The following is a 26,825-nucleotide window of genomic DNA, read 5'->3' on the forward strand; positions in this document are numbered from 1 at the left end:
GAGCGCGGGGCAGGACATCTTCTCGCAACGAAGTGGATTCGACTTCTTGACAGACGCCTCTCGTGGCGGCGAAGCTGCGGGCTCCCGAGTGGGCACGTTCCCATCGCTGTTTGGGAACGTACCCACCGGACAAATCGTGCCTGCGGAGCGGACCGTGGGGCTCGAACTCCGGTGCGCCAGCGCCGCCGCTAGGAGGACGAAATGTACAAGTTCCGAAGGAAGTTGCGTACGAGGGTCGTGGCCGCCGTGTCGGCTGTGTCGGCTCTCGGTCTGGTCGTGGGCTGCGGGGGCAGCAGTGACGGGGGGACCGGTGGGGGGAAGAAGGACGGCAAGGTCACCATCACCATGGGGCTGTTCGGCGTCATGGGCTTCAAGGAGACCGGTCTGCTCGACAAGTACATGAAGGAAAATCCGAACGTCGTCATCAAGGCGGACGTCGCGGGCGACGAGCAGACCTACTACACCGCCCTGCAGACCCACTTGGCCGCCGGCAGTGGGCTGAAGGACATCCAGGGCATAGAGATTGGTAGGGCCAAGGAACTGTCCGACACACAGAAGGACAAGTTCGTCGATCTGGCCGGCGTGGCCGGGACGGACCACTTCCTTCCGTGGAAGCAGAGCCAGGTCACTACCTCGGACAAGAAGGTCATCGGCCTCGGCACCGACATCGGCCCCATGGCGGTCTGCTACCGCAAGGACCTCTTCGAGCAGGCCGGCCTGCCCACCGACCGCGACGAGGTCGCCAAGCTGTGGGAGGGCGACTGGTCGAAGTACGTCGACGCGGGCAAGCGGTTCAAGGCGGGGTCGAAGGACGACAAGGTCGCCTTCATGGACAGTTCCAGCGGGCTGTTCAACGCCATGATCTACGGCAACTCCCAGCAGTTCTACGACAAGCAGGGCGAGCTGATCTACGCCACCAACCCTGTCGTGAAGGACGCGTGGAAGCTGGCCTCCGAGGCGGCCACGTCCGATCTGACCGCCAAGCTCCGCCAGTTCCAGCCCGGTTGGGACCCCGGTCTGGCCAACAGCACCTTCGCCAGCACGGTCTGCCCGGCGTGGATGCTCGCGCACATCAGCGAGAAGGCGGGCCCGAAGAACAAGGGCAAGTGGGACGTCGCCAAGGCACCCAAGGGCGCCAACTGGGGCGGAGCGTTCCTCGGCGTGATGGAGAAGAGCCCCGTCAAGAAGGAGGCGCAGGAGCTCGTAGCCTGGCTCACCGCCCCTGAGCAGCAGGCCTACATCTTCAAGAAGCTCGGCAACCTCCCCTCGTCGCAGACCGCGTTGGAGATGCCCGAAGTGGTCAATGCCAAGTCGGACTACTTCAGCGGCGCGCCCATCGGGCAGATCTTCGGCGCCGCGGCCCAGGAGATCCCCGACGAGCAGGTGCTCGGCCGCAAGGACGGCACCATCAAGGACATCTTCTCGCAGGGTCTGACCTTGATCGAGGCGCAGAACAAGAGCCCGAAAGAGGCATGGGAGACCAGCGACAAGCGCATCGAGAAGGCTGCCGGCTGACCTCGGGCCCCGTTGCCCGTCTCCGTAGCCGCCCGGCGCCCCACGCACGGCCCGTGTGGGCCGCCGGGCCCCTGCCCGCCTCCCTCAGAAACAGGCTCTCACCCTCCAGGAAGGACGCCTTCCGGTGGCCATCTCCACCTCGACACCCCAAGACGGTGCGCCCGGCACCGCCCCGCCGGCCGGGACCGGCACCGGCGGGGACGGTCAGCGGCGCCGTACGCTGCTGCACCGCCTCGACGTCCGGGGCGCGCCGTACGCCTTCGTCGCCCCGTTCTTCGTCGTCTTCGCCGCCTTCAGCTTCTACCCGCTCATCTACACCTCGTGGATCTCGCTGCACCGCGTCGAACTGTCGACCCTGAACCTCATGGAGTGGGTCGGCTTCGACAACTACACGGCCCTGTGGGACGACGAGCGCTTCTGGAACGCACTGCTCAACACCTTCACCATCGGCGTCCTGTCGACCGTGCCGCAGCTGCTGATGGCGCTCGGCCTTGCGCACCTGCTCAACTACCGGCTGCGCGGCTCTACGTTCTTCCGCGTCGCTGCCCTGACGCCGTACGCCACGTCGGTGGGTGCCGCGGCCCTCGTGTTCACGATGCTCTTCGAACGCGACTTCGGCATGATCAACTGGGTGTTGAGCCTTTTCGGTGTCGACAACATCGACTGGGAGAACAACAAGTGGGCCGCGCAGACGGCGATTTCCTCCATCGTCATCTGGCGCTGGACCGGCTACAACGCCCTGCTCTACCTCGCCGCGATGCAGGCGATCCCGCGCGACCGGTACGAAGCCGCGGCCATCGACGGCGCATCGCGGTGGCAGCAGTTCCTGAAGGTCACCGTCCCCGGCATCCGCTCCACCATCGTGTTCACCATCGTCCTGTCCACGATCGGCGCCACCCAGCTCTTCGGTGAGCCCCTGATCTTCGGCCAGGGCCCGAACGGCATCACCGGGGGAGCCGACAACCAGTACCAGACGCTGGGTCTGCTGCTCTACGAGGAGGGCTGGAAGAACTACCAGATGGGGCGGGCCGCCACGGTCGCCTGGGCGATGTTCCTGCTGCTCATCGTCGTGTTCATCGTCCAACGAGTCGTCAAGCGCGTCGTGGCGCGCAAGGCCTGACCGGGAGATTTCCATGACCACAGACAGCATCCCGGTCCAGGCGACGGACGCGCGCCCCGGGGTCGCGAAGAAGGCCCGGAAGGACACCCCGTCCGGCGGACGGCGCCGTCAGCTGTTCCGGCACCCGGGTGCCGGACGTCAGCACCACGCGGGTCCCGTCGCCTACATCCTGCTGGGAATCGCGGCGCTGTTCTCGCTCTTCCCGCTCTACTGGACGATGGTGGCGGCGTCGACCGACAACACGCGCGTCACCCAGACGCCTCCGCCGTTCCTGCCGGGACCCCACCTTCTGGAGAACCTCGGCAAGGCCTGGCAGGACGCCGCGCTGGGCAAGGCCATGCTCAACAGCCTGATCGTGGCCGGCGTGATCGCCCTGTCCACGGTGCTGTTCGCCACCCTCGCCGGCTTCGCGTTCGCCAAACTCCGCTTCAAGGGCCGCAACATCCTGCTCATGCTCGTGATCGGCACGATGATGGTGCCGCCCCAACTCGGCGTCGTACCGCTGTTCATGATGATGACGGAACTGGGCTGGGGCCAGAAGCTGCCCGCCGTCATCTTCCCCACGCTCGTCAGCGCCGTCGGCGTGTTCTTCATGCGGCAGTACCTGTCCGAGGCGCTGCCCGACGAACTCGTCGAGGCCGGACGGGTGGACGGTGCGCACTCCCTGCGCATCTTCTGGAGCATCGTGCTGCCGATCGCCCGGCCTCCCATGGCCGTGCTGTTCATGATCACGTTCGTGCACGCCTGGAACGACTTCTTCTGGCCGTTCATCGTGCTCGACATGAGCAATCCGACGGTCCCCGTCGCTCTCACCCAGCTCAGCGCGGGATACGTGCGCGACCAGTCGCTGATCATGGCGGGCGCTCTGCTCGGCACGCTGCCCTTGCTCGCCCTGTTCATAGTCTTCGGCCGGCAGATCGTCGGCGGAATCATGCAGGGAGCGGTCAAGGGATGAGCACTCTGCCGTCTCCCCGTTGCCGCGGCCCTTCGACGCCCGCCACCCCGCTTCGTCTCTCCCGCCGCCCCGCAGTACACCTGGAAGGACCCACGTGACCACCGCAACCCGACGTGTCGCGCCCGCCCCGGAGAACACCACCCACATCAGCTTCCCGCAGGGATTCACCTGGGGCACGGCGACCGCCGCGTACCAGATCGAGGGCGCCGCCTCCGCGGACGGACGCACCCCTTCGATCTGGGACACGTACTCGCACACACCCGGCAGGGTGCGCAACGGCGACACCGGTGACGTCGCCACCGACCACTACCACCGCTGGCGTGAGGACGTCGAGATCATGGCCGACCTCGGAGTGAGCGCCTACCGGTTCTCCCTGTCGTGGCCGCGCGTGCAGCCGACCGGCCGCGGCCCGGCCGTCGAGAAGGGACTCGACTTCTATCGCGCCCTGACCGACGCACTGCTGGAAAAGGGCATCGAGCCGGTCGTCACGCTGTACCACTGGGACCTGCCCCAGGAGCTGGAGGACGCCGGCGGCTGGCCGGAGCGCGCCACCGCCGACCGGTTCGCCGACTACGCGACGCTGGCGGCCCGTGCGCTGGGGGACCGGGTGAAGACCTGGATCACCCTCAACGAGCCCTGGTGCAGCGCCTTTCTCGGATACGGCTCGGGCGTCCACGCGCCCGGACGCACCGACCCGGTCGCGGCCCTGCGTGCGGCGCACCACCTCAACCTCGCCCACGGCAAGGCCGTTCAGGCGCTGCGCGCCGAACTGCCCGCCCGCGCACAGGCGTCCATCACCCTCAACATCCACCACGTCCGCGCGCTGACCGAGGTAGCCGAGGACCTCGACGCGGCCCGCCGGATCGACGCACTGGCCAACCGCGTCTTCACCGGCCCTCTGCTCGAAGGCCAATATCCTCAGGACCTCCTCCAGGACACGGCGAGCCTGACCGACTGGTCCTTCGTACGGGACGGCGACACCGCCACGATCCACCAGCCGCTGGACTTCCTGGGCGTCAACTACTACACACCCACGCTCGTTTCCGCCGCCACCGGCGATGCCAGCCACGGCTCCGACGGCCACGGGCAGAGCGAGCACAGCCCCTGGCCGGGCGCCGACAAGGTCGCCTTCCACCGGCCGCCGGGCAGTACCACCGCGATGGGCTGGGCGGTCGACCCCAGCGGCCTCTACGACCTGCTGATGCGACTCAAGGCGGACTTCCCCGCGATGCCTCTGATGATCACCGAGAACGGGGCCGCGTTCGACGACTACGTGAACCCGGAGGGCGAGGTGGCCGACCCCGAACGCGTCGCCTACCTCCACGGCCACCTGTCGGCCGTGCACCGGGCGATCGTGGCCGGCGTCGACGTCCGGGGCTACTTCCTGTGGTCTCTGCTGGACAACTTCGAGTGGGGCTACGGCTACAGCAAGCGCTTCGGTGCCGTCTACGTCGACTACCCGACCGGCAAGCGCATCCCCAAGGCCAGCGCGCGGTGGTACGCCGACGTGGCCCGCACCGGCACCTTGCCGGAGGGGAGCGGCGGGAACCCTTGAGCATGGGGGCCTCGCCACCAGTCCCATGACGACAGCTTTCACGGAGGACCTGCCGCTGGTCCCGGGGTCACGTCCGCGGACGTGACCCCGACGTGGGTTGAACACAGTGATGTCGAGGTCCTGTAATGCCTCTGCGGTCCAGCGCTGCCAGTCCGGGCAGTCGCTGATACCGCCGGACGAACGTCTGGACACAGTCTCTGAACCAGCGCGGGGCGCGGGGTCCTGCGACCACTGGTAGCAAGACCCCGCTCGGCAGGGGTCGTCAGAGGCGTGGTCGTGCTGTGCCGGTGTCGTCCGGCAAGGCCGGGCCGTCGTCTCGTGGCCGAGCTTCCGGGCTACCGCCGCGGCGTGCTGACCGCGGCCGTCGCGGTCACAGAGATCACGCCACCGTGAATCCGTCGAACGTGGCAATGCCCCGTGCGCCGTTCCAGCCGTTGGCCGCGGTCATGAAGACCCCGACGTCCTGTGCGGCCGCCGCGCCTCCCGGCGTGGCCGTGCCCACCGTCGTCCAGGTGACGCCGTCCGCGCTGGCTTCCCCGATGTACGAGGCGCCGGACCTGGTCAGCCGCAGCCGCACCGGCGCGGTGAAGGAGCCCGACAGCGCGATCGAGTCGAAACGGCCGTCACCGTCGGCGTCCCAGCTCAGCGCGCAGCCGTTGGACGGTGTGACCGCCAGGTTCACATAGCCTGCGCCGGCCTGAGTGCCCAGGTCGTTGCGGACGACGAGGCCCGCCCGTGCCCAGCCCCCGGTCGCGTCCTGGGACGTGACCATGACCTCGGCCACGGTTCCGTCGCCGTACGCGCCCGCCCGGTACACCGCCCCGAACTCGTTGGTGGCACCCCACAGGTCGGCCCCGGCGCCCTCGACGGCGATCTCGTCGCCTGCCTGGCCGAACACGGCGTCGTTGTAGGAGACCGTGCGGTACGGGTCGCCGACCCCGGCCGCGGCCACCAGCCGTACCGGCGCGACCGCCTTCCCGCCGCCCGCGTACGCCGCCGCCGCGACGACCTGGCCGACCAGTTCCGTCGGCTCACCCGCAAGAGAGACCTCGAAGCGAGCGGCGAACGTCTCGCCGGACGCCACCGACTCGGTGCGCACCGGATCGATCGGCTTCACCGCCATGCCCTCGGGGGCGGTGACGGAGAGGGCCACGCCGCGTGCCGCCGCGAACCCGTTCCTGTTGGTGAAGGTGACCGTCACCGTCGCGGGCGTGTTCTCGGCCACCGCTCCCCGGTCGGTCCCCGCGGTGAGGGCCGCCTGATGGGGAGTCGCGGCGAGCAGGTCGCGCACGCGGCGGGCCAGGGCGTACGGGGAGCCGTGGGGCTTGGTCGGGTGCGTCTCGTGCGCGTGAGCCCAGCGGTCCTCCAGGGCGAACCAGTCGATCGTCGCCGGGTCCTTTCCCGTGGCGAGTCCCGTGGCGAGCGCGTCGAAGTACGTCTTCCACCGGGTGCGGTACAGGCCGCCGACCAGCCCGGACCATTCCCGGTTCGCGTAGTCGTGCAGGCCCTCGTCGCTGCTGGCGCGTCCGCCCCAGGTGGTGAGGAGGGAGCGGGCGTCGTACTCCAGGCGGTCCTTCTCGGCTCGGTCGGCGCCCCAGGAGCGTGCGTCGGCAAGCCACCGCCCGAGCAGGTGCGGGCCGGAGGTGGCCAGCAGGTCCTCGAGGAGGTCCATCCAGTCCAGCCAGGTCCTGGTCAGCTTGCCGAACAGGACCTTCTCCCTGGCGTCGTGTGCGGCCTTGATCTGCGGCAGCAGGACCCGGCTGCGGTTGGACAGGACCTGCCGGGCCACGTCGACGACGTCGTAGCGATACGCCGAGCTGTCCCTCAACTCCGCGCGTACGGCAAGGAGTTCGGTGAGCGCGGTGTCGAAGGCTGTGGTGTCGTAGCGGTCCTTCTCCGGGCCCCAGGCGGCGGCCTTGTTCGCCGTCAGGCTCGGACGGGCGCCGAACAGGCCGTCGGGTGCCTCGCTCCAGGAGTCCGCGCGGGACATGTTGTACGCGGTGTCGCGGATCGTCTGCCAGGCCGCGGCGGCGTGCCGATCCGGGCCGCCGTAGCGGGAGAGGGCGTAGGCGGCGAACCAGTCGTCCAGGTCGATGACGCCGGGTGTCCAGGCCAGGTCGGTGAGGAGGGCGAGGGCGGGTGCGTTGTTGTCGGCGGCCTCCGGCATCGCCGCGATACCGGCGAGCGCGCTGCCTTCCTTGTCACGCCACTTGGGGTACTGCTCCACCCAGTCCGGGGCGTTGGCGCCCATCGGGGTGTGGCCGCCGAAGTTCCAGATGCTGCCGAAGGCGTACGGGGTGCCGTCCCAGTCGCTTTCGCGGTCGGTGACGGTGGTGTAGCGGTCGGACAGGCCGTCGACGATCAGCATCCGGGACTTGTCGACCCCGTCGAGCAGCGTCTTGGACGGGTTGGACTGCCAGCCCAGGATGGCCCAGATCGCGCCCGGGTGAGCTTTCTGGAGCGCCCCTTCGACGGCTGCCGCGGCCTCGCTGACCGGAACGTCACCGGGGTTGCCGCCCTCGTGCAGCAGGTCCATCTTGTACATCGTGCTGTCGCCGAACCGCTCCGACTGGGCCCGGTAGAAGGCGGCGGACACCTCGTCGAAGGCCGTCGTGCGCGGGTCGAGCCAGTCGGGCCGTTTGAAGGCTCCCCAGTCGCCCTGGGGGACCACGGCAGCGTCCCCGCCGTGCTTGGCGACGAAGTCGTCCGGCACGGTGCCGAAGTAACCGGGCAGCACCGGTGTCATGCCCAGTTCGCGCACCCGGTCGGTGATCTTCCGGGCGAGATCGGCGCGCCTCTCGATGAGCCGCCTGGACACCGGACCGCCGAACCCCGACATGTTCTGCAGCAGCCACCACGGCTGATGGGCCGGTGCCGGAATCCACGCCCGCATCTCGGCGTCCGAGTAGCCGAACTGCCGGAAGGTGTCGTAGTAGACGGCGTCGCCGCCGGTGTAGACCAGCACCCGGTTGATGCCGTGCAGCGCGAGCACGTCCAGCTCGCGCTCCCACGCGTCCCAGTCCCGGTAGGGGCCGGTGTAGCCGTCGTTGGTGTCGTTGAGGGCGAACCGGTGCGGCACGTTCGCCGATCCGGCGATCTCCCCGTCGGGGGCTGGCAGCAGCCTGGGGAGGTTCAGCTGTTCGCCGTTCCAGGAGATGTCGGCCTTCGCCGCCCGCGCGAGATAGGTGCTGAGGCCGGTGAGCAGCACCGCCGGGCTGGTGCCCTCCACGGTGATCGCCCCGGCCCGGCCGGTGACCTTGAACCGGTCGGCGCCGTCGGCGGCCAGCGCGCGCAGCGTCACCTGCCGGTGGTGGTCCGGCAGCAGCCGTCGCAGCGCGACCGACGCGGGGGTCGTGTTGAACGGCTTACCGGCCTTGTCCACGGCCCCTGGGGCGGCGTGGGCACCCGGCGGCGGGGTCAGCAGCACCACTCCGCCGAACGCGGCCGCTCCGGTCAGCAGGCGTCTGCGGCTGAGGGGTTGGTTGCCTGTCATGAACGTCCTCTCAGAGCTTTTCGGATCTTCCGAGCGGCGGTGCGACCTGGCGGCACCGCGGTCAGGATCAGGCGACGGTCATCGCGAAGATGTGCAGAGCGGGACTACCGCTCGGCAGGCCGTCGCTGACCTTCGGCAGCACGACGGAGTGCAGTTCCTTGTCCTCTAGCTCGACGCCGAAGGTGTAGAGACTGATCGGGTTGTTGTCCTGGCCCGAGGGGGTGTTGCGGTACGGCAGTACCACCGCGGCCGCGGGGTTCGCCCAGTACCAGTCGGGGACCTCGACGGAGAAGGCCTGCTCCGTACCGTCCGCGTACACGACCTTCCCGGACCCCTTGCCGTCGCCCCAGGTGCAGGTGCCGAGGAAAGCCAGCCGTGAGCCGGTACCGGACAGCCGCACGGTCTGCCCGGAGGACACCACGTTGTCCTTGGCCCCGGGCTCGGTGTCCGGCCAGGTGAAGGTCGTTCCGCCGTAGGTGACCGAAGCCCCGGGAGTCAGTCCGACCGATGCCAGCGCCTGGGCGGACAGGCTGGATCGCGAGCCGTCGATGTCGGCGGTGGTGGTGGCGTCGTCGGAGGAAATGCCGGCGTTGTCGAAGGCGCTGGCCAGCGACCGGTACGGCAGTTTCAGCGACGAGGTCGCGCGGGTGCAGTCGGATCCGTCCTCGTGCACGTCGAAGAGCGCGTGCGCGATGCAGGGGACCACTCCCTCGGCGTCGTCGGGGAGCCGGGTCTTCCAGGTACGGGTCACCACCTTGCCGGGCGCCACCTTGCCGAGGACGAAAGGCGCCTGGCCGGAACCGTCCACGGAGAGGTACAGCACGGTGCCGCGCAGCGTGATCCTCGTGGTGTTGGTGAGCTCGGCCGTCAGTGTCACCGCCTGACCGGGCTCGGGGGCGGGCGGCTCGAGGGTGATCGATACAGGCGGGGTGAGGAAGTCCTCCTCGGAGCGGTAGGGACTCATGCTTCCTCCACCGTGAAGTGGTCGAAGACCGCCTGGACGGTCGTGCCGGGATAGTTGAGGTTGACGGCGCTGGCGACGACGCCGGCGTCCATGGCGCCACTCGCCGAGGGCACCGTCACGCTCGCGACCTCGGTCCAGGAAAGGCCGCTGTTGGTGCTGGAGTACGCGGTGCAGGCGGTGCTGTCGCGGACCAGGCGCAGCCAGGCGGGGTGGGTGGAGCCGCCGCCACCGGCCCAGGTGTCGAGCCGTCCGTCGCCGTCGCTGTCGGTCATGAACTCCAGGCCGAACGACTTCGACATGGTGAGTACGGCGTAGCCGCCCTTCTCCGGCGCGGTGAGGTCGTTGGCGACCGCGATGCCGTACTTGGCGGTGGGGTTGTCGCTGCCGGTGAGACTGACCGTCTTGACCTGCACCACGCTCGACTCGGCGGCGGAGGCGGGAAGGAGGATGCCCCCTTTCTCGTCGGTGCCGCCGGAGAAGTCGCGGCCGCCCGCCCAGATCACCAACTGGCTGCCGTACTGGCCGAACTCGGCGTCGTCGGTGGTGGCGAACGTCCGGTACGGGTCGCGCACCTCATTGGGCTCATAGGGCACCGTGAACGTCTTCGCGGACCGCGCGCAGTCGCTGCTGCGCCCGTCGACGTCGAAGACCACGTGCGCGGTGAACGACACGTTCCCGGCCACGTCGGCCGGCATCGCCGTCTCCCACCGCCGGGTTGTCCTCGCGCCGCGCCGCAGGTCGCCGAGCGGGATGGTCCTCGCCGCCGTGGTGGCGCCGGGGTCGATCAGGTGGAGCACGGCGTTGCGGAGCGGGAAGGGACAGTCGTTGGTGAGGACCGTGGTGGCGGTGACCGTGTCACCACCGGCCGGCTCGGCCGGCTGCGTGGTGACGGTGAGGGTGGGGCCCAGGGTGTCGAACTGGGTGCCGTTACCGATTCCCATGCCGGTCACCGGGCCCAGTCGACGGTGAAGACGTTGGCGATGTCGCTGGGAAGGGAGGACGGGACGGTGATGTTGATCTTTCCGTCACCGCGGGTCCACCTCAGACTGCCGCTCTTGCCGAGCAGCCGGATCCGGGAAGTGGCGCTTATGGGGATGTCGCCGGGCACCGAGAGGGTGCCGCTGGGCGCGCCCAGCACGATGATGTTGAACTTGCCCGGAGAGACGGTGTAGCGGATGCCGAGCGAGCTGCCCTCCTCCTCCGCCCGCACCCAGGGCGTCGACCCGTAGATCGCCGGGCCGTTGACCTTCAGCCAGGCGCCGATGTCGCGCAGCCGCTCCTGCATGATCTCGGGGATCGTGCCGTCCGGCCTGGGACCGATGTTGAGCAGCAGGTTGCCGTTCTTGCTGACCACGTCGGCGAGCAGCTGGATCAAGAACTCGGAGGTCTTGTAGTCCTCGTCCGGCTCGTGCTTGTTGTAGCCCCAGGAGTAGCCCATGGTCATGCAGCATTCCCACTTCTGCGGATCCATCGTGGGGTTGGTGCGCTGCTCGTACGTCGCGAAGTCGAAGTGGGTGTCGAACCGGTCGTTGATCACCACGCCCTTGGGGTGCTTACGGTTCTTGGCCTGGTTGTAGTAGTGGGCCAGGGGTTCCTCGCTGCGCCACGGCGGTTCGCCGGTGGGCCGGAACCACTGTCCGTCCGCCCACAGCAGCTCCGGGTCGTAGCGGTCGATGATCTCGTAGAGCTGCTTGAGCTCGTAGTCGCCTATGTAGTCCTCGACCGGCTTGTAGCCGGTCATCGGGATTTCCTTGTCGGTGTAGAAGTTGCGCATTGGCCGGCCGATCGCCGGATTGAAGTACTCGCCGAGCGAGTAGTACAGGCCCGGGCGAACGGTGCCGCGCTTACGGGCCGCGGTCATCAGCTCACCGACGAGGTCGCGCTTCGGGCCGTACGCCACGGAGTGACGGTCCGTCACCTTGCTGGGGTAGAGGGCGAATCCGTCGTGGTGCTTGCTGGTCAGCGCGAAGTACTCGGCGCCCGCCTGCTCGAACAGCTTCACCCAGGCGTCGGGATCGTACTTCTCGGCCTTGAACTGCGGGATGAGGTCGTCATAGGTGACGTCCTCGCCGTAGGTGTCGCGGTGGTACTTCCACTCGGCGGTGTCCTTGGTGCTCTGGTACCAGAGGTACCACTCGGAGGCGCTTCTCGGCGTCGCGCCGGCGATCACCGAGTAGATGCCCCAGTGGACGAAGATGCCGAACTTGGCGTCCTTGTACCAGCGCGGCACCGGGTGGGTGTCCAGGGATGCCTTGGTGGGCTGGTAGTCGGGAATGCCCGAGGCGCTGGATGCCATACCTCTGGTGAGCGCCTGGGCGGTGCCGGGCGGGGCGAGCAGCACCGCGCCGCCGAGGACGGCCGCGGTGGTCATGAAGTGTCTGCGGTCGACTGCCATGAATGTGCCTCTCACTCGTGCGTGGAGAAGGAATCGAAGAGCGCTGTCGTGATCTGGCCGGGGTAGTTGAGGTTGACGGCGCTCGCGACCAGCCCGGCGTCGCCGGTGCCGCTCGCGGACGGCACGGTGGCGGTGGCGACCTGCTGCCAGGCGGTGCCGTCGGGGCTGGCGTACGCGGTGTAGGCGGTGCCATCGCGGACGAGCTTCAGCCAGGCGGGGTGGTACGAACTGCCGCCCCCGGCCCAGGTGTCGAGCTTTCCGTCGCCGTCGCTGTCGGTCAGGAACTCCAGGCCGAACTGCGCGGACATGGTGAGCACCGCGTATCCGCCCTTGTCGGGCGCGGTCAGGTCGTTGGCGACGGCGATCCCGGCCTTGGCGGACGGGCCGCTGCCGGTCTGACCGGCGACCCGGGCGGTCACGGTGCCGGACGGCCCAGCGGCGTCGGCGAGGTAGACCGCCGCCTTCTCGTCCTTCCAGCCGGACAGGTCCTGGCCGCCCGCCCAGATGGCGAACTGGCCTCCATTCTGGGCGTATTGGGGCTGCTCGGTGGTGGTGGCGGTCGTCAGGTACGGGACCCGCACCTCGGAGGGAGTGGGGGTCACCGTGGCGTCCACGCTGTCGGAGTCGTGCCGTGTGCGGCCGTCCTGGACGAAGGACGTGCGTACGCCGATCTCGTGGGTGCCCCAGACGGCGTCGGCGGCGGGGGTCACCCTCCAGGTGAGGGTGGCGCTGTCACCCGGGGCGAGGGAGCGGATCCGCGTGCTGCCGGCCGGTTCGGCGGACCAGCCGTCGGGGAGATCGAGACGGGTGCTGACCTGGGTGACCTTCGTGGGACCGGTGTTGGTGACGGTCGACGTGATCTCCGTTCCGTCGCCGCCGACCTCCAGGCTCGGCCGGTAGGGGGTGAGCCTGACGCGGGTCGACGGGCAGTCGCGGGCCGCCCCGAGGGTGGTGAGGTCGACGGCGTCGGCGAACGCCTTCATCCCGGTGTCGTTGGGGTGCAGATGGTCACCGGAGTCGAACGCGGCGGCGTAGCGGGTGGGGTCGTCCGGATCCCGTACCGCCTTGTCGAAGTCGGCGTAGTCGTCGAGGACGCCGCCGGAGTCGCGTACGAACGCGTTGACCTTCTGCCGGTCGGCCTCCTTGGCCTCGGTCCACCAGTCGCCCCAGCCGCGATACGGGACGACGGTCGCGCCGATCACGCGCATCCCGCGGGCGTGGGCCCGCCGCGCGATCTCCTTCATGCCGTCGATCACCTGATCGCCGGTGGCGCCGCCCCAGCTGAGGTCGTTGACGCCCTCGAAGAGGATCACCGTCCGGGCGCCCGGCTGTGACAGCACGTCGCGTTCCAGCCGGTCCAGCGCCGACGGGTTGCCGTCGACGCCGGCCGTGATCCGGTTGCCGCTGATGCCCTCGTTCAGCACCCCGGCGGTGGACGAGCAGGCCGACAGCCGCCCCGCCAGATAGTCGGGCCAGCGCCGGTTGGCGTTCGCCGTGGAGGACGCCCCGTCGGTGATGGAGTCGCCGAGCGCCACCACGGCGCCCGCCGTGTCACCGCCGCGTACGTCGACGCCGGTCAGGAACGGGAAGGTGGAGTCGGTCCTGGTGAAGGCGTCCCCGTCGGCGTCCGAGGCGTGGTCGCCGCCGCCGTCAGGCGTCCAGTAGACGGTCTGCAGGCCCATCCAGTGCTGGCTGATGTGGGTGAGCCGGCCGGGGAAGTACAGACTGACGACCAGGTCACTGCGGGCCGTCACGGGGATCCTGACGGCATTGCTCACCGCCTGCTCCCCGGCGGCGATCGTCACCTCGTCCTCGCCGCCGAACCGCAGCTCGTACGGCTTCACGACGGCGGAGCCGCCGTCGCGGCGCCCCACGGTCGCGTGCCCGATCGTGACCGGCTCGGTGGTGAAGCCGTTGGTCAGACGGATGCGTACGCTCGACCCGCCGGCGCTCACCCGCACCGGTATCCGTACGGTCACCTCCGAGGTGCCCGGGTCGTACGAGGCGTGCTGTGCGGTCGCCCAAGTCCCTGTCCACTCCGGCTGCTTGGTCTCGGCCGCGGCCGGAGTCGCCGGGAGCAGGGCCGCCAGGACGGCCGCCACGGCCGCGGTCAGGGCTGCGAATCTTCGGCGTTCACGCAGGTGTCCACGTAGATGTCCGAACACGGGTCCTCCTCAGGAACAGCCGCGGCCGAGCCCGAGCGCGGCGAGGTCGATGGAATCGGCGAAGGCCTTCATCCCGGCGTCGTTGGGATGCAGATGGTCGCCCGAGTCGTATGTCGCGCCGAGCCGCCGCGGATCCGCCGGGTCCCGTACCGCCTTGTCGAAGTCGGCGTAGCCGTCGAAGACCCCGCCGGAGTCCCGCACGAACGCGTTGACCTGCTGCCGCCGCGCCTCCGTCTCCTCGCTCCAGCCGCCCCAGGTGAAGTCCTTGTACGGCGTGATCGTGGCGGCGACGACCCGCATCCCGCGCTGGTGCGCCCGGTCGGAGATCTCCGTCATCCCAGCGATGATCTGCTCGGCACTCGCCCCGCCGAGATCGTTGATGCCCTCGAAGAGGATCAGGGTCCTGGCCCCCGGCTGGGAGAGCACGTCCCGTTCGAGGCGGTCCAGGGCCGAGGGGTTGGTCGCGGTCCCGGCAGTGATCCGGTTGCTGGTGATGCCCGCGTTGAGCACCCCGGCGCCGGGCCGACAGGCGTTGAGGCGGGCGGACAGCAGGTCGGGCCAGCGCTGGTTGGTGTCGGGCGTCGAGAAGGAACCGTCGGTGATCGAATCGCCGAGCGCCACCACCGATCCGGTCCTCGGCGCGGTCACATCGACACCGCTGAGGAACGGCCAGCTGGTGGTGGTCCAGGTGAAGGCGTCACCGGCGGTGTCGGCCGCGTGGTCGCCCGCCCCGTAGTCCGTCCAGTACACGGTCTGCTGCGCCCACCAGTGATCGGTGATGTGCGTGACCTCGCCGGGCAGATGGAGACTGACCACCAGGACGGTCAGGGCGGGCACGGCGAGGCGGACCGGGTCGCTGACCGCCTCGCCGCCCGCCGGGATGGTGACCTCTCGCCTTCCGCCGAACCGCACGTCGTACGGGCGCTCCACGGCGGAATCCCCGTCACGCAGGCCCACGGTGGCGTGCCCAATCGTCACCGGGTCGGTGGCGTAGGCGTTGGTCAGGCGGATGCGTACGGAGGAGCCGCCGACGCTGGTGTGCACCGGCATCCGTACCGTCACCTCGGACATCCCCGAGACCTCGAAGTGCTCGCTGGCCGCCGTCGCCCAGGTGCCCGTCCAGCCGCGTCGACCGGCCTGCTGACCGGCCTCGGCGGGCGCGACCGTCCCCGCCACGAGAGCCATCACCGCGAGCAGCAGTACGGTGAACCTGCCGCGTGTCGAATGCATCCCGGTCACGGGCATCAGGCACCGCCGCCGCAGGTGAGCTTGGCGTCGGCCCAGTCGGCGTGGTCGGTGGAGACGTCGCCGTCCCCGTCGACCAGCAGGTCGAGCCAGCGGGCGCCCGTCACGTCCACGTCGACCGTGGTGCCGCCGTCGGAGCCGTACCGCACCGGGCTGTCGAAGAGGGAGCGGCCGTCGGCGATTACCTCGAAGGAGACGCTGCCGTTGTCGCCGACCTCGTCGTCCACCCCGGCGGTCGCGGTGAAGCGGGTGCAGCCGCCGCCGAGGTAGACCCGGACCTGGCTGTTGGCGTGCACGCCGAGGCCCTTGGTGTACGTGGTGCCGCCGATGCTCAGGGGACGACCGTCACCCGCCGCGTTCTCCCCGTTGGAGGCGTCCTTCTCCACCGGACCCCAGCCGTTGACCGCCTTGACCAGGGTCAGGTCGCTGACATAGGCGTCGGCGGACAGCCCCGGCGGCGGCACCTGCACGGCCCGAACACCCGTGACGGTGCTCGGACGGCCGGGCTGTGTGAGCGTGGCGGTCGCGGACAGGACGGCGTAATGGACCGGGTCGCCCGGCGGAGTGACGGTGTAGGCCGCGGTCACCTTGTCACCGGGCCGCACCCGGTCGAAACGGGTGGTGTCTTCGGTGGTCGCGGTCCAGCCGTCGGGGATCTTCAGCGCCAACTCGACGTTCCGGGCGGTCGGCGCGTCCTTCGGCACGGTGAGGGTGACGGGGACCCTGGCGGCGGTACCGGTGCCAAGGAACGGCTCGGCGTCGACGGTGACGTGAGCGCCCGAGTCCGGCATGGCGTACGTCTTCGCGTTGTACGAGGGTGCAGCCACTGTACCGACGTTGATCCCGCCCGCTGAGGTGCCGAGGTCCACGAGCTTCGCCGAACCCGGGCCCGCGTCAGCCTCGGTGGACCAGACGGCCAGGGCGATGGTGTTGGTGCCCTGCTCGCGCAGGATGCCCTTGGGGACGACGAAACGCGTCTGGGGTCCGGTGTCCGGCAGGTAGCGGCCGATCAGCCAGCCGTTGACGAAGATCTGGGCGCGGTAGCCGGTGCTGCCGCCGTCGGCTTCGGCGAGATCGAGTGCGATCGCGTTGTCCTGACCCTGCGGCAGGTCGAGCCGGGCGGACGTGCGGTACCAGCGCACGCCGGGCCCGGTCTTCCCGGTCTGCTCAGCGAGGGAGGTGCGCTTCCAGCCGCCGTCGGGGAAGCCCGCCAGCGACCAGCCGGCCCGCTCCCCGTACAGCCCGCCGTTGTTGTACGGGCCCCGTGCGGTGTCGACCGGGTCCTCGCCACCCCTGCTGCCCTGGATCTTCCACGTGAGCGTGGAGGCCCCGCCGATCACCTCGGCGCCGAGCAGACCGCGCGGCTCCTTGGAGTAGTCGTGGCCCCATTCCTCGTTGTGGCCCGCGTTCTCCACGAGGACGGAGAGGACGTTGTCGCCACTGTCCTTCAGCGTTCCCGCCGGGATGTCGAAGGTGTGCGCGCCGTCGCCGGAACTGCCGAGGTAGCTGCCGTTGAGCCAGACCGCGTACTGACCGGTCGGACCGGTGTTGGCGTTCAGCGCGAGCGCGGTCGCCCGGCCAGTGGTCTTGAACCGGCCGCGGTACCAGACGTTGCCGTGGTGGTAGCCGTACTCGTCCATCGCGAGGACCGGCAGCGACCCGTCCAGATCGGGGTTCTTGGCGGTGAGGTGGTCGGCAGTGGTCCAGGTGGAGTCGTCGAAGTCCGGGGCGGACTCCGGTGCCTCCTCCTTGTACTTCCACGTTGTCAGCTCAGGCAGCTCGACCGGGCGCGGTGCCTGGGTGAAGGCGACCGTGCGGCCGTTCCAGGTCATCTTCTTGGCCTTCTTGGTGTCCGCGATGACCTCGATCTTCGCGGCCTTGGTGGAGTCACCGGTCAACTTCAGGGTGGAGCCCGCCAGTTCGGCAGTACGGACGAGGGACGGGCCGCGTACGAGGACCGGGCCCGCGGCCGTGTCCTGCCGCCACCAGCGGGCCGTCTCGGCGGTGTCGGCGATGAGCAGTTCCAGGCCGTTCACCAGCACCCGGGCCATGCCTTTGTGCGTGTAGTTCAGCCGCAGATCGCCGCGCTCGGCGTCCCAGGTGGTGGTGACATCGCCGTCGAGGACGGTGACCTCGGGCCGCTCGGCGTACCGCAGCACGGTCTCGCCGGCCTCGCCCTCACGCCCGTACAGCAGCGCCACGTCCCGGTCACCGATCCGGGCGTGCGTCATGATCTCCGAGGTGGAGTAGACGAGCCGCTGGCTCTCGCCCAAGTCGTAGCCTGCGACGAGGAGTTTGGCGTCCCGGCCGTCGACGGTGATCGTGCCCTGCTGCGGTACGCGCGGGTAGTCGCCGTCCGCGCCTTTCAGCGACAGGGTCGTCTCGTCCTTGTCCTTCACGCGGGTGTCGGCGTGCCGGACGGTGAAGAACTGGGTGCCGTCGTCGGGGTTGACGCGCCGGTCGATGCGCAGGGCGTCGTCGGACGGGACGGGGCTCTCGGCCTTGTCGGTGCGCGCCAGCGGGGTGACGGAGTTGACCATGTATCCGAGGCGCTTGAACTCCTGGTACTTCTCCGTCAGTTGGCGGGACTCGTTGATCGGGGCCCCGTAGTCGTACGACGTGTAGACCGCGTTGGGGTCGGCGAGCCAGCCCCAGTTGGTCCCGCCGTACGTCATGTAGAAGGACTGACCGCTCACCCCGGCGGCGATGTTCATCTTGCTGAACACCCGGGTGAAGTCGGTGCCGGTGAGCTTCGCGCAGTCCTGGTATCCGGTGCCGCCCCAGGGGTCGAAGGCGCCGCCCTGAGCCTCCGGGATGATCAACGGGGACTCGGGCTTCCACTCATTGACGTACGAGTAGTCGGGCAGGTTCTTCCAGGTGTCGGGGTCCTTGCAGTCGAAGCCCTGCGGGTAGGCGTCGAAGCCGTAGATGTCCGGGGCGCCCTTGCCGCTGACCCAGTTCTTGTTGGCACCGCCGTCATTGACGAAGGTGGGCACGTCGATGCCGTCTTCCTTCGCCCAGTCGATGAGGGTCTGCATGTAGTCGGCGTCCTGACGACCGCCCTGGTACTCGTTCTCGACCTGATAGAGGATCACGTTGCCTGTGCCGCGCGTGAGTTGGTGCCGCGCGATGATCGGGTTGATCCGGCTCATCCACTCCCGGGCCGCCTTCATGTACTCCGGCTCGGAGGTGCGGTTCACGCCGGCCTGCGTCTTCCGCCATGCGGGCATGCCGCCGCCGGAGACCTCCGCGTTGATGTACGGGCCCGGCCGGGCGATCACATACAGGCCCGCGCGCTCGGCCTCGTCCAGCAGCCGCTCCACGTCACGGGTGCCGGTGAAGTCGTACGAGCCCGGCTTGGCCGAGTGGTAGCCCCAGTCGAAGTAGAGCGAGACGGCGTTGAATCCGCCCGCCTTGATCTTCTGCAGTACATCGCGCCACGCGTCGGGGCTGGGCAGCCGGAAGTAGTGGAACTCGGCGCCCCAGACGTAGAGGGGTTTGCCGTCGACCCGCACGGAGTACTGGTCGTAGGTGACCGTGTGCGGCGCCTTGGCCTCGGTCTGCGGCTGCGCCTGGGCCGGTGTCGCGATCCCCGTGCTGGTCAGGGGCATGACAGACAGGGCTCCGGCGAGCAGCAGAGATCTCCACTTACCCCTCATGTCGTCAGCCCCTTCACAACGGCCGCCCGCGCGATCTCCATGTCGCTGACGTCCTTCGTCCGGCCGTCGAGGTCCCGCGTCGCGGTGGTGAGGGCCTCGGTCAGCGCGTCGCTGTCGGTGCCGCCGCCCTCCTTCTTCCGCAGCTGGGCGATGAGTTCGTAGTCCTCGATGCCCTCCTTCAGCTGCTCCCAGCGGATGCTGGACATCGGGCCGTCCTTGCCCGGGTAGACCAGGTACTCGTCGCCCTGAGTGAAGATGTGCACCGGCTGCTTGAAGGGGTCGCTGGTCCAGCTGTTGTACGACCAGCGCAGGAAACCATCCAGATTCCGCTGGGCGGAGATCCACGGCAGCATCCGCGACTCGACGGCGGGCGAGAACGACAGCGTGTTGGGGTGGGCCGGCGCGCCGTACACGTAGAAGGTCGTGGTCTTGCCGGCCTTACGCCGCTCCGCGACCTTCTCCTTCGTCATCGCGTCGATGCCGCCCCAGTCGACGGACAGGTTGGATGCGACGCCTTCGGTGCTGATCGACCCGGCCACGGAGATACGGTCGTCGAAGACCGGCGCGACCTCGTGGACGAAGTCCTTGACGACCGTCATGGTGTCGATGGGCCGCTCGTCGAAGGACAGCCACGTGTCCTCCAGCCAGCCCTTCTTCTTCAGATGGGCCTCGAAGGCGGGCAGGTACGCTCCCCACGCCTCCCGCCAGCGCTCCCCGCCCAGATCGACGTTCTCGTAGACGGTCTTGCCGGTGCGGGTGTCGGTGTAGGTGAGGTGCTCCTGGTCCTGGAACGCCAGCATGGAGAAGGCACCGATGTCAGGGCCGAGCCCGGCCCGTCTCGCCGTCTGGACGTACTTGTCCCAGCGGGAGAAGTCGAAGGCGAACTCGTCACCGTCCCACTTCCAGCCCACCATGCTGGTGTACGGCGTGGCCGTCTGCGACTCCCGGGTGCCGAGCGACCACTGGTGGTGCCACGGGTTGTCGACGATGGTGGTGTTGATGACCTTCTGGCCGCGCGACGCCAGATCGCGGTTGTACTTCTCGATCAGCTTCCAGTGCTGGTCGGACCAGAGCCTGACGCCGTGGTTCTTGGCGATCGTCTCCGGCTGCGCCCATACGTCGAGGAAGAAGTCGTAGTCCTCCGGGTCGGGCACGCTCGCGTCCGCGACCTCGATCGTCAGCGGGTAGCTGGCCTGGGTGCGGCCGTCGGCGTCGACCTTCACCGTGCCGGTGTAGGTGCCGGGCCTGGCCTTCTCTGGGACCTTGAAGGTGAACCACAGCGGCTGCGCCGCGTACGCGGGCACGTCCACGGAGGACCGCTCCTCGAGCGCGTCGCCGACCACATCGGGGTTGCGGTCACCGGAGACCTCCTTGCCGGAGCTGACCTGGTCGATGGTGGCGGACCAGTCCACCTCGCTCTTGGAGCGCTGCACGGGCACGTACTTGACGAACCGGACCTGCGTGTCGCCGCCGGAGAGCTTCGCACCGCCGGGCCCGGTGAGGTCGCCGACCACGGCCTTGACGTTGTCCAGGCTCTTGCCGGAGGCGATCGCCAACTGCGCCGAGACCTGCTCGTTGCGCACGGCGGAGAGCTTCAGCTCCTTGGTGTCCTTGCCCTTGATGGCGGTCATCGGGTAGCGCGGGACACGTTCCTCCGCGGAGCCGGCGAAGGAGCCGGTGGGAACCCAGGTGACGGTGTCCCTGGTGCCCATGGCGTCGGCGACCTTGGCGGTCAGCCAAGTGGTGGTGGCCTTGGAATTGAGGTCGGGGTCGGTGGTCGCCGTGCCGGTGACGGCGATCGCGGTGGTGCTCGCGGCCACGACGACGCCCGCGACGAAGCCGGCGACAGCTGAGGACGTACGTGCCATGGGGGTGGGTTCCCTCTCTCATGGACGTGCAGGGACTGGTCCCCGGCAGGCCCCCACGGGGGTGGGAGGCCTGCCGGGAAGCGGGTTTGGGGACGCCAGTGATGCCAGTGGTGCAACTGGCGCCTGGGGATCAGGAGGTGACGGAGAATCCGCTGAAGACGGCTTCGATGTTCTCGCCGGGGTAGTTGGCGTTGGCCGCGCTGGCGACCATCCCGGCGTCACCGGTGCCGGCGGCCGACGGCACCTGGGCGGTGCCGACCTGCGACCAGCTCTCGCCGTCCTTGCTGGCGTACGCGGTGTAGGTGGCGCCGTCCCGGGTCAGCTTGAGATAGGCCGGGTGGTAGGTCGAGCCACCGCCCGCCCAGGTGTCGAGCTTCCCGTCACCGTCGCTGTCGGTCATGAACTCCAGGCCGTACCGCTCGGTCATGACCAGCACCGCGTAACCGCCCTTTTCGGGCGCGGTCAGGTCGTTGGCGAGAGCGACGCCTGCCTTGCCGACCGGTGAGGCGCTGTCCTGGGAGACCAACTGCGCCTGCACGGTGGCCTTCTCCCCGGCGGAGTCGTCGCGGTAGATGACGCCCTTCTCGTCCTTCCAGCCGGACAGGTCCTGGCCGCCCGCCCAGATGGCGAACTGGTCGCCGCCCTGGGCGTATTGGGCGCCCCCGGAGGTCGTGTCGGCCGTCAGATACGGCTCCTGAACACTGCCCGGGGCGGCCTTCACCTGCGCCCGCACGGTGTCGGACACCTTCTGCGAGCCGTTCGATCCGGTGTAGGTGACGGTGCCGGTGAGGTCATGGCTGGCCCAGCGGGCGTCGTCGGCCGGGGTCACCGTCCAGGTAGTGGTGAGGGTCGCGCCGTTCTTGAGGGACTTCGCGGTGGTCGGGCCGGTCGCCTCGGCACTCCAGCCGTCGGGCAGGTCCAGCGCCGCCTTGGCGTTCTTGAGGGTCGCGGTGCCCCAGTTGGTCACCTCGGTGGTCACCTCGAACGACTTACCGGCGTCGGTGGACGGGGCGTCAGGGGTGATCAGGACGGAGGCGGCCGGCGCGTCGTCGCGTTTGAGCGCCTTGACGGCCTTGGCGGCGCCCTTGGCCTTGAGGTTGACGAAGGCCGGGGTGACGCCGAGCGGCGCCGCGTACCCCTTGAGGGTCTTGGGGCCGCGGATCACGGTGCCCTGATTGACGTCGTACCAGGTGCCCGGCGGCAGATGAACGGAGCGGGTGGCGCCGGTGCTCAGCTTGGGCGCGGCGAGCACGGCCGGGCCGAGCATCCACTCGTCGGTGACGGTGTAACTCGCTTCGTCCTTCGGGAAGTCGAAGAACAGCGGCCGCATGATCGGATCGCCGGTCTTCAGCGTGCTCTGCACCTGGTCCCAGATATAGGGAGCGAGCTTCTCGTGGGTCTCGATCGCCTCCCGGTAGAGGTCGACCGTCTCCTGGTCGTAGTCCACCTTCTGCCCGGTGGTGGTGTCGTTGGTGTCCACCGGGGATGTCGAGGCGTACATCAGCGGCATCAGCGAGGCGGATTGCGCCCACCGCACCAGTACGTCCTTCGTCGGTGCCGGCTGGCCGCCGGAGCCGCCGATCATGTCGGACTCGACGAACGGGTAGCCGATGGTGGAGATGGCCAGGTTCTGGGTGGCGGAGGCGCGCAGGGAGTCCCAGCCGGTGCCCTTGTCGACCTGACGGGTGACGAAGCCCGCCTCATGGGCCGTCTTGTTCCAGTGCACCCGGATGCCCGCGCCCTGGAGGTCGAACTCGTCGGCGAGCTCCGTGCCGAGCTTCTGGTAGTCCGTGGCCTGGTGGCCCTCGCGCGGCGCGCACTTCTCGTCGAAGAAGCGGGTGTCGAACTTCAGCCCGTCGATGTCGTACGTGTCCATCAGCTTCTTGAGGTTGCCCTCGTACCAGGCCTTGGCGTCGGGGTTCGCCAGGTCGATGATCCCGGCCTGGCCGTTCCACCAGGTCACTTCACACGGCTTGCTCGTGTCCTTGGCGTCCATGAGCAGGTAGCCGTTGTCGACCGCGTACTGGTAGTTGTCGGAGTCCAGGTTGATCCACAGGGTGACCCAGATGCCGAAGTCGAACCCCATGTCGTGGATCTTCTTGGAGAGGCCCTTGGGATCGGGGAAGGTCTTGGGATCCCAGGTGAGATTGCCGTAGTTCGACTCCCACTTGTCGTCGAGCTGGATGGTGTGCCCGTCGAGACCGTTGTCGTGGAGGTCGGTGGCGTAGTCGAGCAGTTTTTCCTGGTCGATCTTGGTGTAGAACTGCGCCCAGGAATTCCACAGCGGCTTGGCGTACTGCTCGTACGGGGCGTCGGACTTGGTCGGCTTGCCGACGATGCCGATGTAGTCGCGGTAGACCTCGAGCGGGGTCGACTCGACGAACACGGTGGCCTTGTAGGTGTCGGGCGACTCGACGGTGAAAGTGCCGAGGCCGTCCTTGCCCTTGTTGAGCGCCACGTCCATGACGTCCCCGGTGTCGACGCGCAGACCGGTCGACTTGGAGGTGTACCAGAACGGGTCGATCATGTTGTACGACGCCGGGCCGAAGGTCTCGTGGTCGACCTCGCCGGTGTCGAGCGGCCAGGGCTGGTTGACACCGGGACCGCCCTGCGGGGTCTCCGCCTCGCCGTGGCCGTACCAGTGGCCGGCCGATGACAGGTCGTAGGCGAGGCCCAGTTGCTCCGCTCCGCCGCCGTGGACGTCCCAGTCGAGCTGGTAGCGGTCGGCGCCGGGGGTGATCCGGGCCTCCACCGTGGTGCCGTCGAGGGTGCTGTCGGCGGTGACGGTCAGGACGCCGTTCTTCCACGTCCAGTCGGTGACGCCGGTCGCATGCTGCCACGTGCCGTCGGCCGTGGTGAAGCGCAGGGCGCCGGTGTCGCCGGTGGCGGTGGCGAGCACGGTCTTCCCGGCGCGGCGCGTTGTCAGGGCGAGTTCGTCTGTGGCCACGTCGAGGGTGTAGCCGGGGGCTCCGGCGGAGGTCGGCACGGAGACCGTGACGGCGTCCGCGGTGCGGACCACCTTCGGCCCGTCGGTGGTGGCGGTGGTGGGGCGGGCGGCGGCCGTTGCCGCGGTAGAGCCGGTGACGGGCGCCATCAGCATGGCGGCGGTCAGGGCGGCAGCAAGCAACAGGCCGCCGGGACTGCTCAGTCGGGCGTGCACTCGTGTCCTCCTGTCGGACAGGACGGTGACGGTGACTCAGAAGCTGTGGTGCGTGGTGCCGGTGGCGTGCGGAGTGCGCGGTCACGAGGAAGCGCGACGCTTGATAGGGCTTGATGTCTGTTTGATGCTGCGTGCAGATGCAAGATTCAAGCTATTTCGCTCATGTTCTTGCGGTAACCGCCACCTGTCAACCTGTGGGACATGCGGCTTCCCAAGGGCTCCGAGGGTTCTCGTGGAACAGTTGTTGTCCCTGGTGGCAGTCGGTCCCGGGGCCCGCCGAGAGGCCTCGACGGGCCCGGAATCCGTTCGTAACGGACGGGTAAATTCTGCGACTTCCCCGAGATCCGTCCGGGGGCGCCCGGTCAGGTCAGGATCACGGAACGGGCCAGATGGCGCGGATTGTCCGGGTCCAGCCCGCGTGCCGAGGCAAGGGCGGTGGCGAGCCGGTGCACCACGACAAGGTCGGACAGGGGGTCCCGGCCGAGTGCCACCAACTGCCCGCCGGTGTGGGCGATGTCGTCGGCGAGGCCGGACGGCAGGGCCGCCGGATCCCCGAACCACCACGCCACACGGCCGGGTCCGGTGACGCTGATCGGGCCGTGCCGGTACTCCATCACCGGATAGGCCTCCGTCCAGGCGCCCGCCGCCTCGCGCATCTTCAGCGCCGCCTCCTGGGCGATCCCGTATGCCCAGCCCTGCCCCAGGAAGGTGAACTGCTCGGCCTCGAGCACCCCGGCCGGCAGCGGTTCGTCCAGCGCAGAGTGCCCCTGCTGCGGCAGATGTCCCAGGTCCTCGCCCAAATGTGCCCGCAGGAGCACCAGTTCCGTGCTGGCGAACCGGGTCTGGACGACCGAAGTCTCGTCGGCGAAGTCGAGCGAGACGACGGCGTCCGCCAGCCCCGTCACCGGTGACTCCGGTACCGCGGTCAGCGCAGTCGTCGGGGTGTGCCCGCGCAGTCGGTGGAGCAGCTCCAGCACCTCGGTCGTGGTGCCGGACCGGGTCAGCGCGACCACCCGGTCGTAGGAACGCCCCGCCGGCATCTCGGAGGCGGGAAAGGCGTCGGTCTCGCCGTGGCCGCCCGACTCCCGCAGCGCCGCGTACGCCTGGGCGATGAACCAGGACGTCCCGCAGCCGACGACGGCCACCCGCTCGCCGGGCCGGGGCAGCGTGGCGGTGGCGGGGCCGCCGGGCTGCCGGGCCAGCGCCACGGCCTGCCGCCAGCAGTCGGGCTGGGTGGCGATCTCGATCTCGGTCTGACTCATCGGGAGGTCTCCCCTCTCGGGCGCACGGCGTGACCGATACGTGATGTGGCGGCCCTTGACACCGTGCGCGTTTCATTGAGCATCATGTCGTTTGATGATTGATAGCACTAGAAATCGAGCATAAACAAGCACGCGAGCCGCAATTGTGCGAGCCCGCGCTTGACCAAGCACGCAATGCGTGCGGAGAGGTACTCCGTGAAACGGCACCTCGCAGGCCTCGCCGGGGGAATGGCCCTGGCACTGGCCCTCACTGGATGCGGCAAGGGCAGCTCCTCGGACAGCAGCGGATCCGACGGCAAGACGATCAAATTCGTCGCGGCGAAGTACGACGACGACACCCAGGCCTATTGGACGGCGCTGATCAAGGACTTCGAAGCAGCCAACCCCGGCTACCGGGTGAATCTCGAAGTCGTCGACTGGGAACAGATGGACTCCAAGGTCAAGACGTACGTCCAGACCAAGCAGACACCTGACATCCTCAACTACAACAAGTTCTCCGACTTCGCCCGTGACGGCCTGGTCCACAAGGCGCAGGACGTCGTCTCCCCCAAGGTGCTGGCCGACTTCCTCCCGTTGTTCCGGCAGAAGGCGCAGTACGAAGGAACCCAGTACGGCCTGCCCTTCATCTCCAGCGCACGCCTGTTCTTCTACAACAAGGACATCTTCGCCAAGGCGGGCATCGCCCGGCCGCCGTCCACCTGGGCCGAGGTCGAGGCCGCCGCCAAGAAGATCAAGCAAGCCGGCTACATCGGCCTCGGGTTGCCCCTCGGGGCCGAGGAGGCCCAGGCCGAGTTCCAGATCTGGGCGATGAACAATGGCGGCGGCTGGACCGACGCCTCGGGCAAGTGGGCGATCGACCAGCAGGCCAACGTCGACACGCTCACCTATCTGCGGAAACTGACGAAGGACAAGCTCACCCAGCCCAACCCGGAGGCCACCAACCGCAAGGACGTCTTCAACGCGTTCGCACAGGGCAGGATCGGCATGCTGAACGGTGCCGTCTTCATGCGGAAGGGCTTCATCGACCCGGTCGACGCGAAACTGAACTATGGCGTCGCGGCCCTGCCGAGCAAGGACGGCAGCACACACAAGACGCTCGGCGTGCAGGACTACCTCGTCGCGTTCAAGAAGAACGACGGATCGAACAAGGCGGCGGTGAAGAAGTTCCTCGACTTCTTCTACCAGAAGGACAACGCGGCCAAGTTCGTCTCCACCGAGGGGTTCCTGTCGGTCACCAGGTCAGCCGGGGAGGCGCTCAGTTCCGACAGCCGGAACGCCGCCTACTACAAGCCGTTCGTCGACGCCCTCTCCAGCGCGGAGTTCGCCCCCACCGACGACCCCGCGTGGGCCGCGGTCGACGGCGCCGTGAAACAGCGCATCGGCACGGCGGTAGCGGGCGGCGACCCGGCGGAGGTCCTGGGCGAGATCCAGAAGACCGCACAGAAGGGCGACTGACCTCGGTGGCCGTA

15 protein-coding genes are annotated in these 26,825 nt (G+C 68.8%); 5 read left to right on the forward strand and 10 right to left on the reverse strand.

Annotated features, from left to right (window positions below):
• The first annotated feature begins 201 nt into the window (after positions 1 to 201).
• From OP79_RS24450 to OP79_RS24465, 4 genes are all read left to right on the forward strand, one after another.
• Entirely contained in the window at positions 202 to 1,515 is a 1,314-nt protein-coding gene (locus tag OP79_RS24450; protein ID WP_033322870.1) for an extracellular solute-binding protein, read from the forward strand.
• A gap of 130 nt (positions 1,516 to 1,645) precedes the next feature.
• A complete protein-coding gene (locus tag OP79_RS24455; protein ID WP_425428600.1) occupies positions 1,646 to 2,635 on the forward strand; it encodes a carbohydrate ABC transporter permease in 990 nt (329 codons plus the stop codon).
• A gap of 13 nt (positions 2,636 to 2,648) precedes the next feature.
• A complete protein-coding gene (locus tag OP79_RS24460; RefSeq protein WP_033322872.1) occupies positions 2,649 to 3,590 on the forward strand; it encodes a carbohydrate ABC transporter permease in 942 nt (313 codons plus the stop codon).
• 94 nt (positions 3,591 to 3,684) lie between these two features.
• Positions 3,685 to 5,145 (forward strand): GH1 family beta-glucosidase, encoded by a 1,461-nt coding sequence (locus OP79_RS24465; RefSeq protein ID WP_033322873.1) that lies wholly within the window; start codon positions 3,685 to 3,687, stop codon positions 5,143 to 5,145.
• Positions 5,146 to 5,524: 379 nt separating this feature from the next.
• On the opposite strand, the gene OP79_RS24470 is transcribed toward OP79_RS24465, so the two are convergent.
• From OP79_RS24470 to OP79_RS24515, 10 genes are all read right to left on the reverse strand, one after another.
• Positions 5,525 to 8,638: an alpha-N-acetylglucosaminidase gene (locus OP79_RS24470; protein ID WP_033322874.1), complete on the reverse strand. Its 3,114-nt coding sequence runs from the start codon at positions 8,636 to 8,638 to the stop codon at positions 5,525 to 5,527.
• Positions 8,639 to 8,705: 67 nt separating this feature from the next.
• The gene (locus OP79_RS24475; protein ID WP_033322875.1) at positions 8,706 to 9,602 is read right to left on the reverse strand and encodes a hypothetical protein; all 897 of its coding nucleotides are present in this window, start codon (positions 9,600 to 9,602) and stop codon (positions 8,706 to 8,708) included.
• Positions 9,599 to 10,543: a hypothetical protein gene (locus OP79_RS24480; RefSeq protein WP_033322989.1), complete on the reverse strand. Its 945-nt coding sequence runs from the start codon at positions 10,541 to 10,543 to the stop codon at positions 9,599 to 9,601. The genes OP79_RS24475 and OP79_RS24480 overlap by 4 nt, the downstream gene beginning before the upstream one ends.
• Before the next feature lie 5 nt (positions 10,544 to 10,548).
• Positions 10,549 to 11,997 carry an alpha-L-fucosidase gene (locus tag OP79_RS24485; RefSeq protein WP_033322876.1) on the reverse strand — a complete coding sequence of 483 codons (1,449 nt, stop codon included), beginning with the start codon at positions 11,995 to 11,997 and terminating at the stop codon, positions 10,549 to 10,551.
• Between the two features lie 11 nt (positions 11,998 to 12,008).
• Positions 12,009 to 14,162, reverse strand: coding sequence for a GDSL-type esterase/lipase family protein (locus tag OP79_RS24490; protein WP_051744882.1), 2,154 nt, complete (start codon positions 14,160 to 14,162; stop codon positions 12,009 to 12,011).
• Between the two features lie 9 nt (positions 14,163 to 14,171).
• Entirely contained in the window at positions 14,172 to 15,392 is a 1,221-nt protein-coding gene (locus tag OP79_RS24495; RefSeq protein ID WP_078491991.1) for an SGNH/GDSL hydrolase family protein, read from the reverse strand.
• 14 nt (positions 15,393 to 15,406) lie between these two features.
• Positions 15,407 to 19,018: a beta-galactosidase gene (locus OP79_RS24500; protein WP_051744884.1), complete on the reverse strand. Its 3,612-nt coding sequence runs from the start codon at positions 19,016 to 19,018 to the stop codon at positions 15,407 to 15,409.
• Positions 19,019 to 19,062: 44 nt separating this feature from the next.
• Positions 19,063 to 20,934, reverse strand: coding sequence for a DUF4091 domain-containing protein (locus tag OP79_RS24505; RefSeq protein ID WP_033322879.1), 1,872 nt, complete (start codon positions 20,932 to 20,934; stop codon positions 19,063 to 19,065).
• Between the two features lie 130 nt (positions 20,935 to 21,064).
• Complete coding sequence (locus tag OP79_RS24510; protein WP_078491992.1) at positions 21,065 to 24,034, reverse strand: TIM-barrel domain-containing protein; 2,970 nt, start codon at positions 24,032 to 24,034, stop codon at positions 21,065 to 21,067.
• Between the two features lie 422 nt (positions 24,035 to 24,456).
• Positions 24,457 to 25,356: an SIS domain-containing protein gene (locus tag OP79_RS24515; RefSeq protein ID WP_033322880.1), complete on the reverse strand. Its 900-nt coding sequence runs from the start codon at positions 25,354 to 25,356 to the stop codon at positions 24,457 to 24,459.
• A 195-nt stretch (positions 25,357 to 25,551) separates the two neighbouring features.
• Between OP79_RS24515 and OP79_RS24520 the strand changes: the two genes are divergently transcribed.
• Positions 25,552 to 26,811, forward strand: coding sequence for an extracellular solute-binding protein (locus OP79_RS24520; RefSeq protein WP_051744893.1), 1,260 nt, complete (start codon positions 25,552 to 25,554; stop codon positions 26,809 to 26,811).
• Positions 26,812 to 26,825 lie beyond the last annotated feature (14 nt).

The organism is Streptomyces yerevanensis (assembly GCF_000716805.1).
GTDB classification, from domain to species: Bacteria; Actinomycetota; Actinomycetes; order Streptomycetales; family Streptomycetaceae; genus Streptomyces; species Streptomyces flaveus.

Coding starts and splice junctions, on each gene's coding strand:
- OP79_RS24495 (WP_078491991.1), bottom strand. CDS start 15,392: ATGCATTCGACACGCGGCAGGTTCACCGTACTGCTGCTCGCGGTGATG.
- OP79_RS24480 (WP_033322989.1), bottom strand. CDS start 10,543: ATGGGAATCGGTAACGGCACCCAGTTCGACACCCTGGGCCCCACCCTC.
- OP79_RS24510 (WP_078491992.1), bottom strand. CDS start 24,034: ATGCTGATGGCGCCCGTCACCGGCTCTACCGCGGCAACGGCCGCCGCC.
- OP79_RS24450 (WP_033322870.1), top strand. CDS start 202: ATGTACAAGTTCCGAAGGAAGTTGCGTACGAGGGTCGTGGCCGCCGTG.
- OP79_RS24470 (WP_033322874.1), bottom strand. CDS start 8,638: ATGACAGGCAACCAACCCCTCAGCCGCAGACGCCTGCTGACCGGAGCG.
- OP79_RS24475 (WP_033322875.1), bottom strand. CDS start 9,602: ATGAGTCCCTACCGCTCCGAGGAGGACTTCCTCACCCCGCCTGTATCG.
- OP79_RS24460 (WP_033322872.1), top strand. CDS start 2,649: ATGACCACAGACAGCATCCCGGTCCAGGCGACGGACGCGCGCCCCGGG.
- OP79_RS24500 (WP_051744884.1), bottom strand. CDS start 19,018: ATGCCCCTGACCAGCACGGGGATCGCGACACCGGCCCAGGCGCAGCCG.
- OP79_RS24515 (WP_033322880.1), bottom strand. CDS start 25,356: ATGAGTCAGACCGAGATCGAGATCGCCACCCAGCCCGACTGCTGGCGG.
- OP79_RS24505 (WP_033322879.1), bottom strand. CDS start 20,934: ATGGCACGTACGTCCTCAGCTGTCGCCGGCTTCGTCGCGGGCGTCGTC.
- OP79_RS24485 (WP_033322876.1), bottom strand. CDS start 11,997: ATGGCAGTCGACCGCAGACACTTCATGACCACCGCGGCCGTCCTCGGC.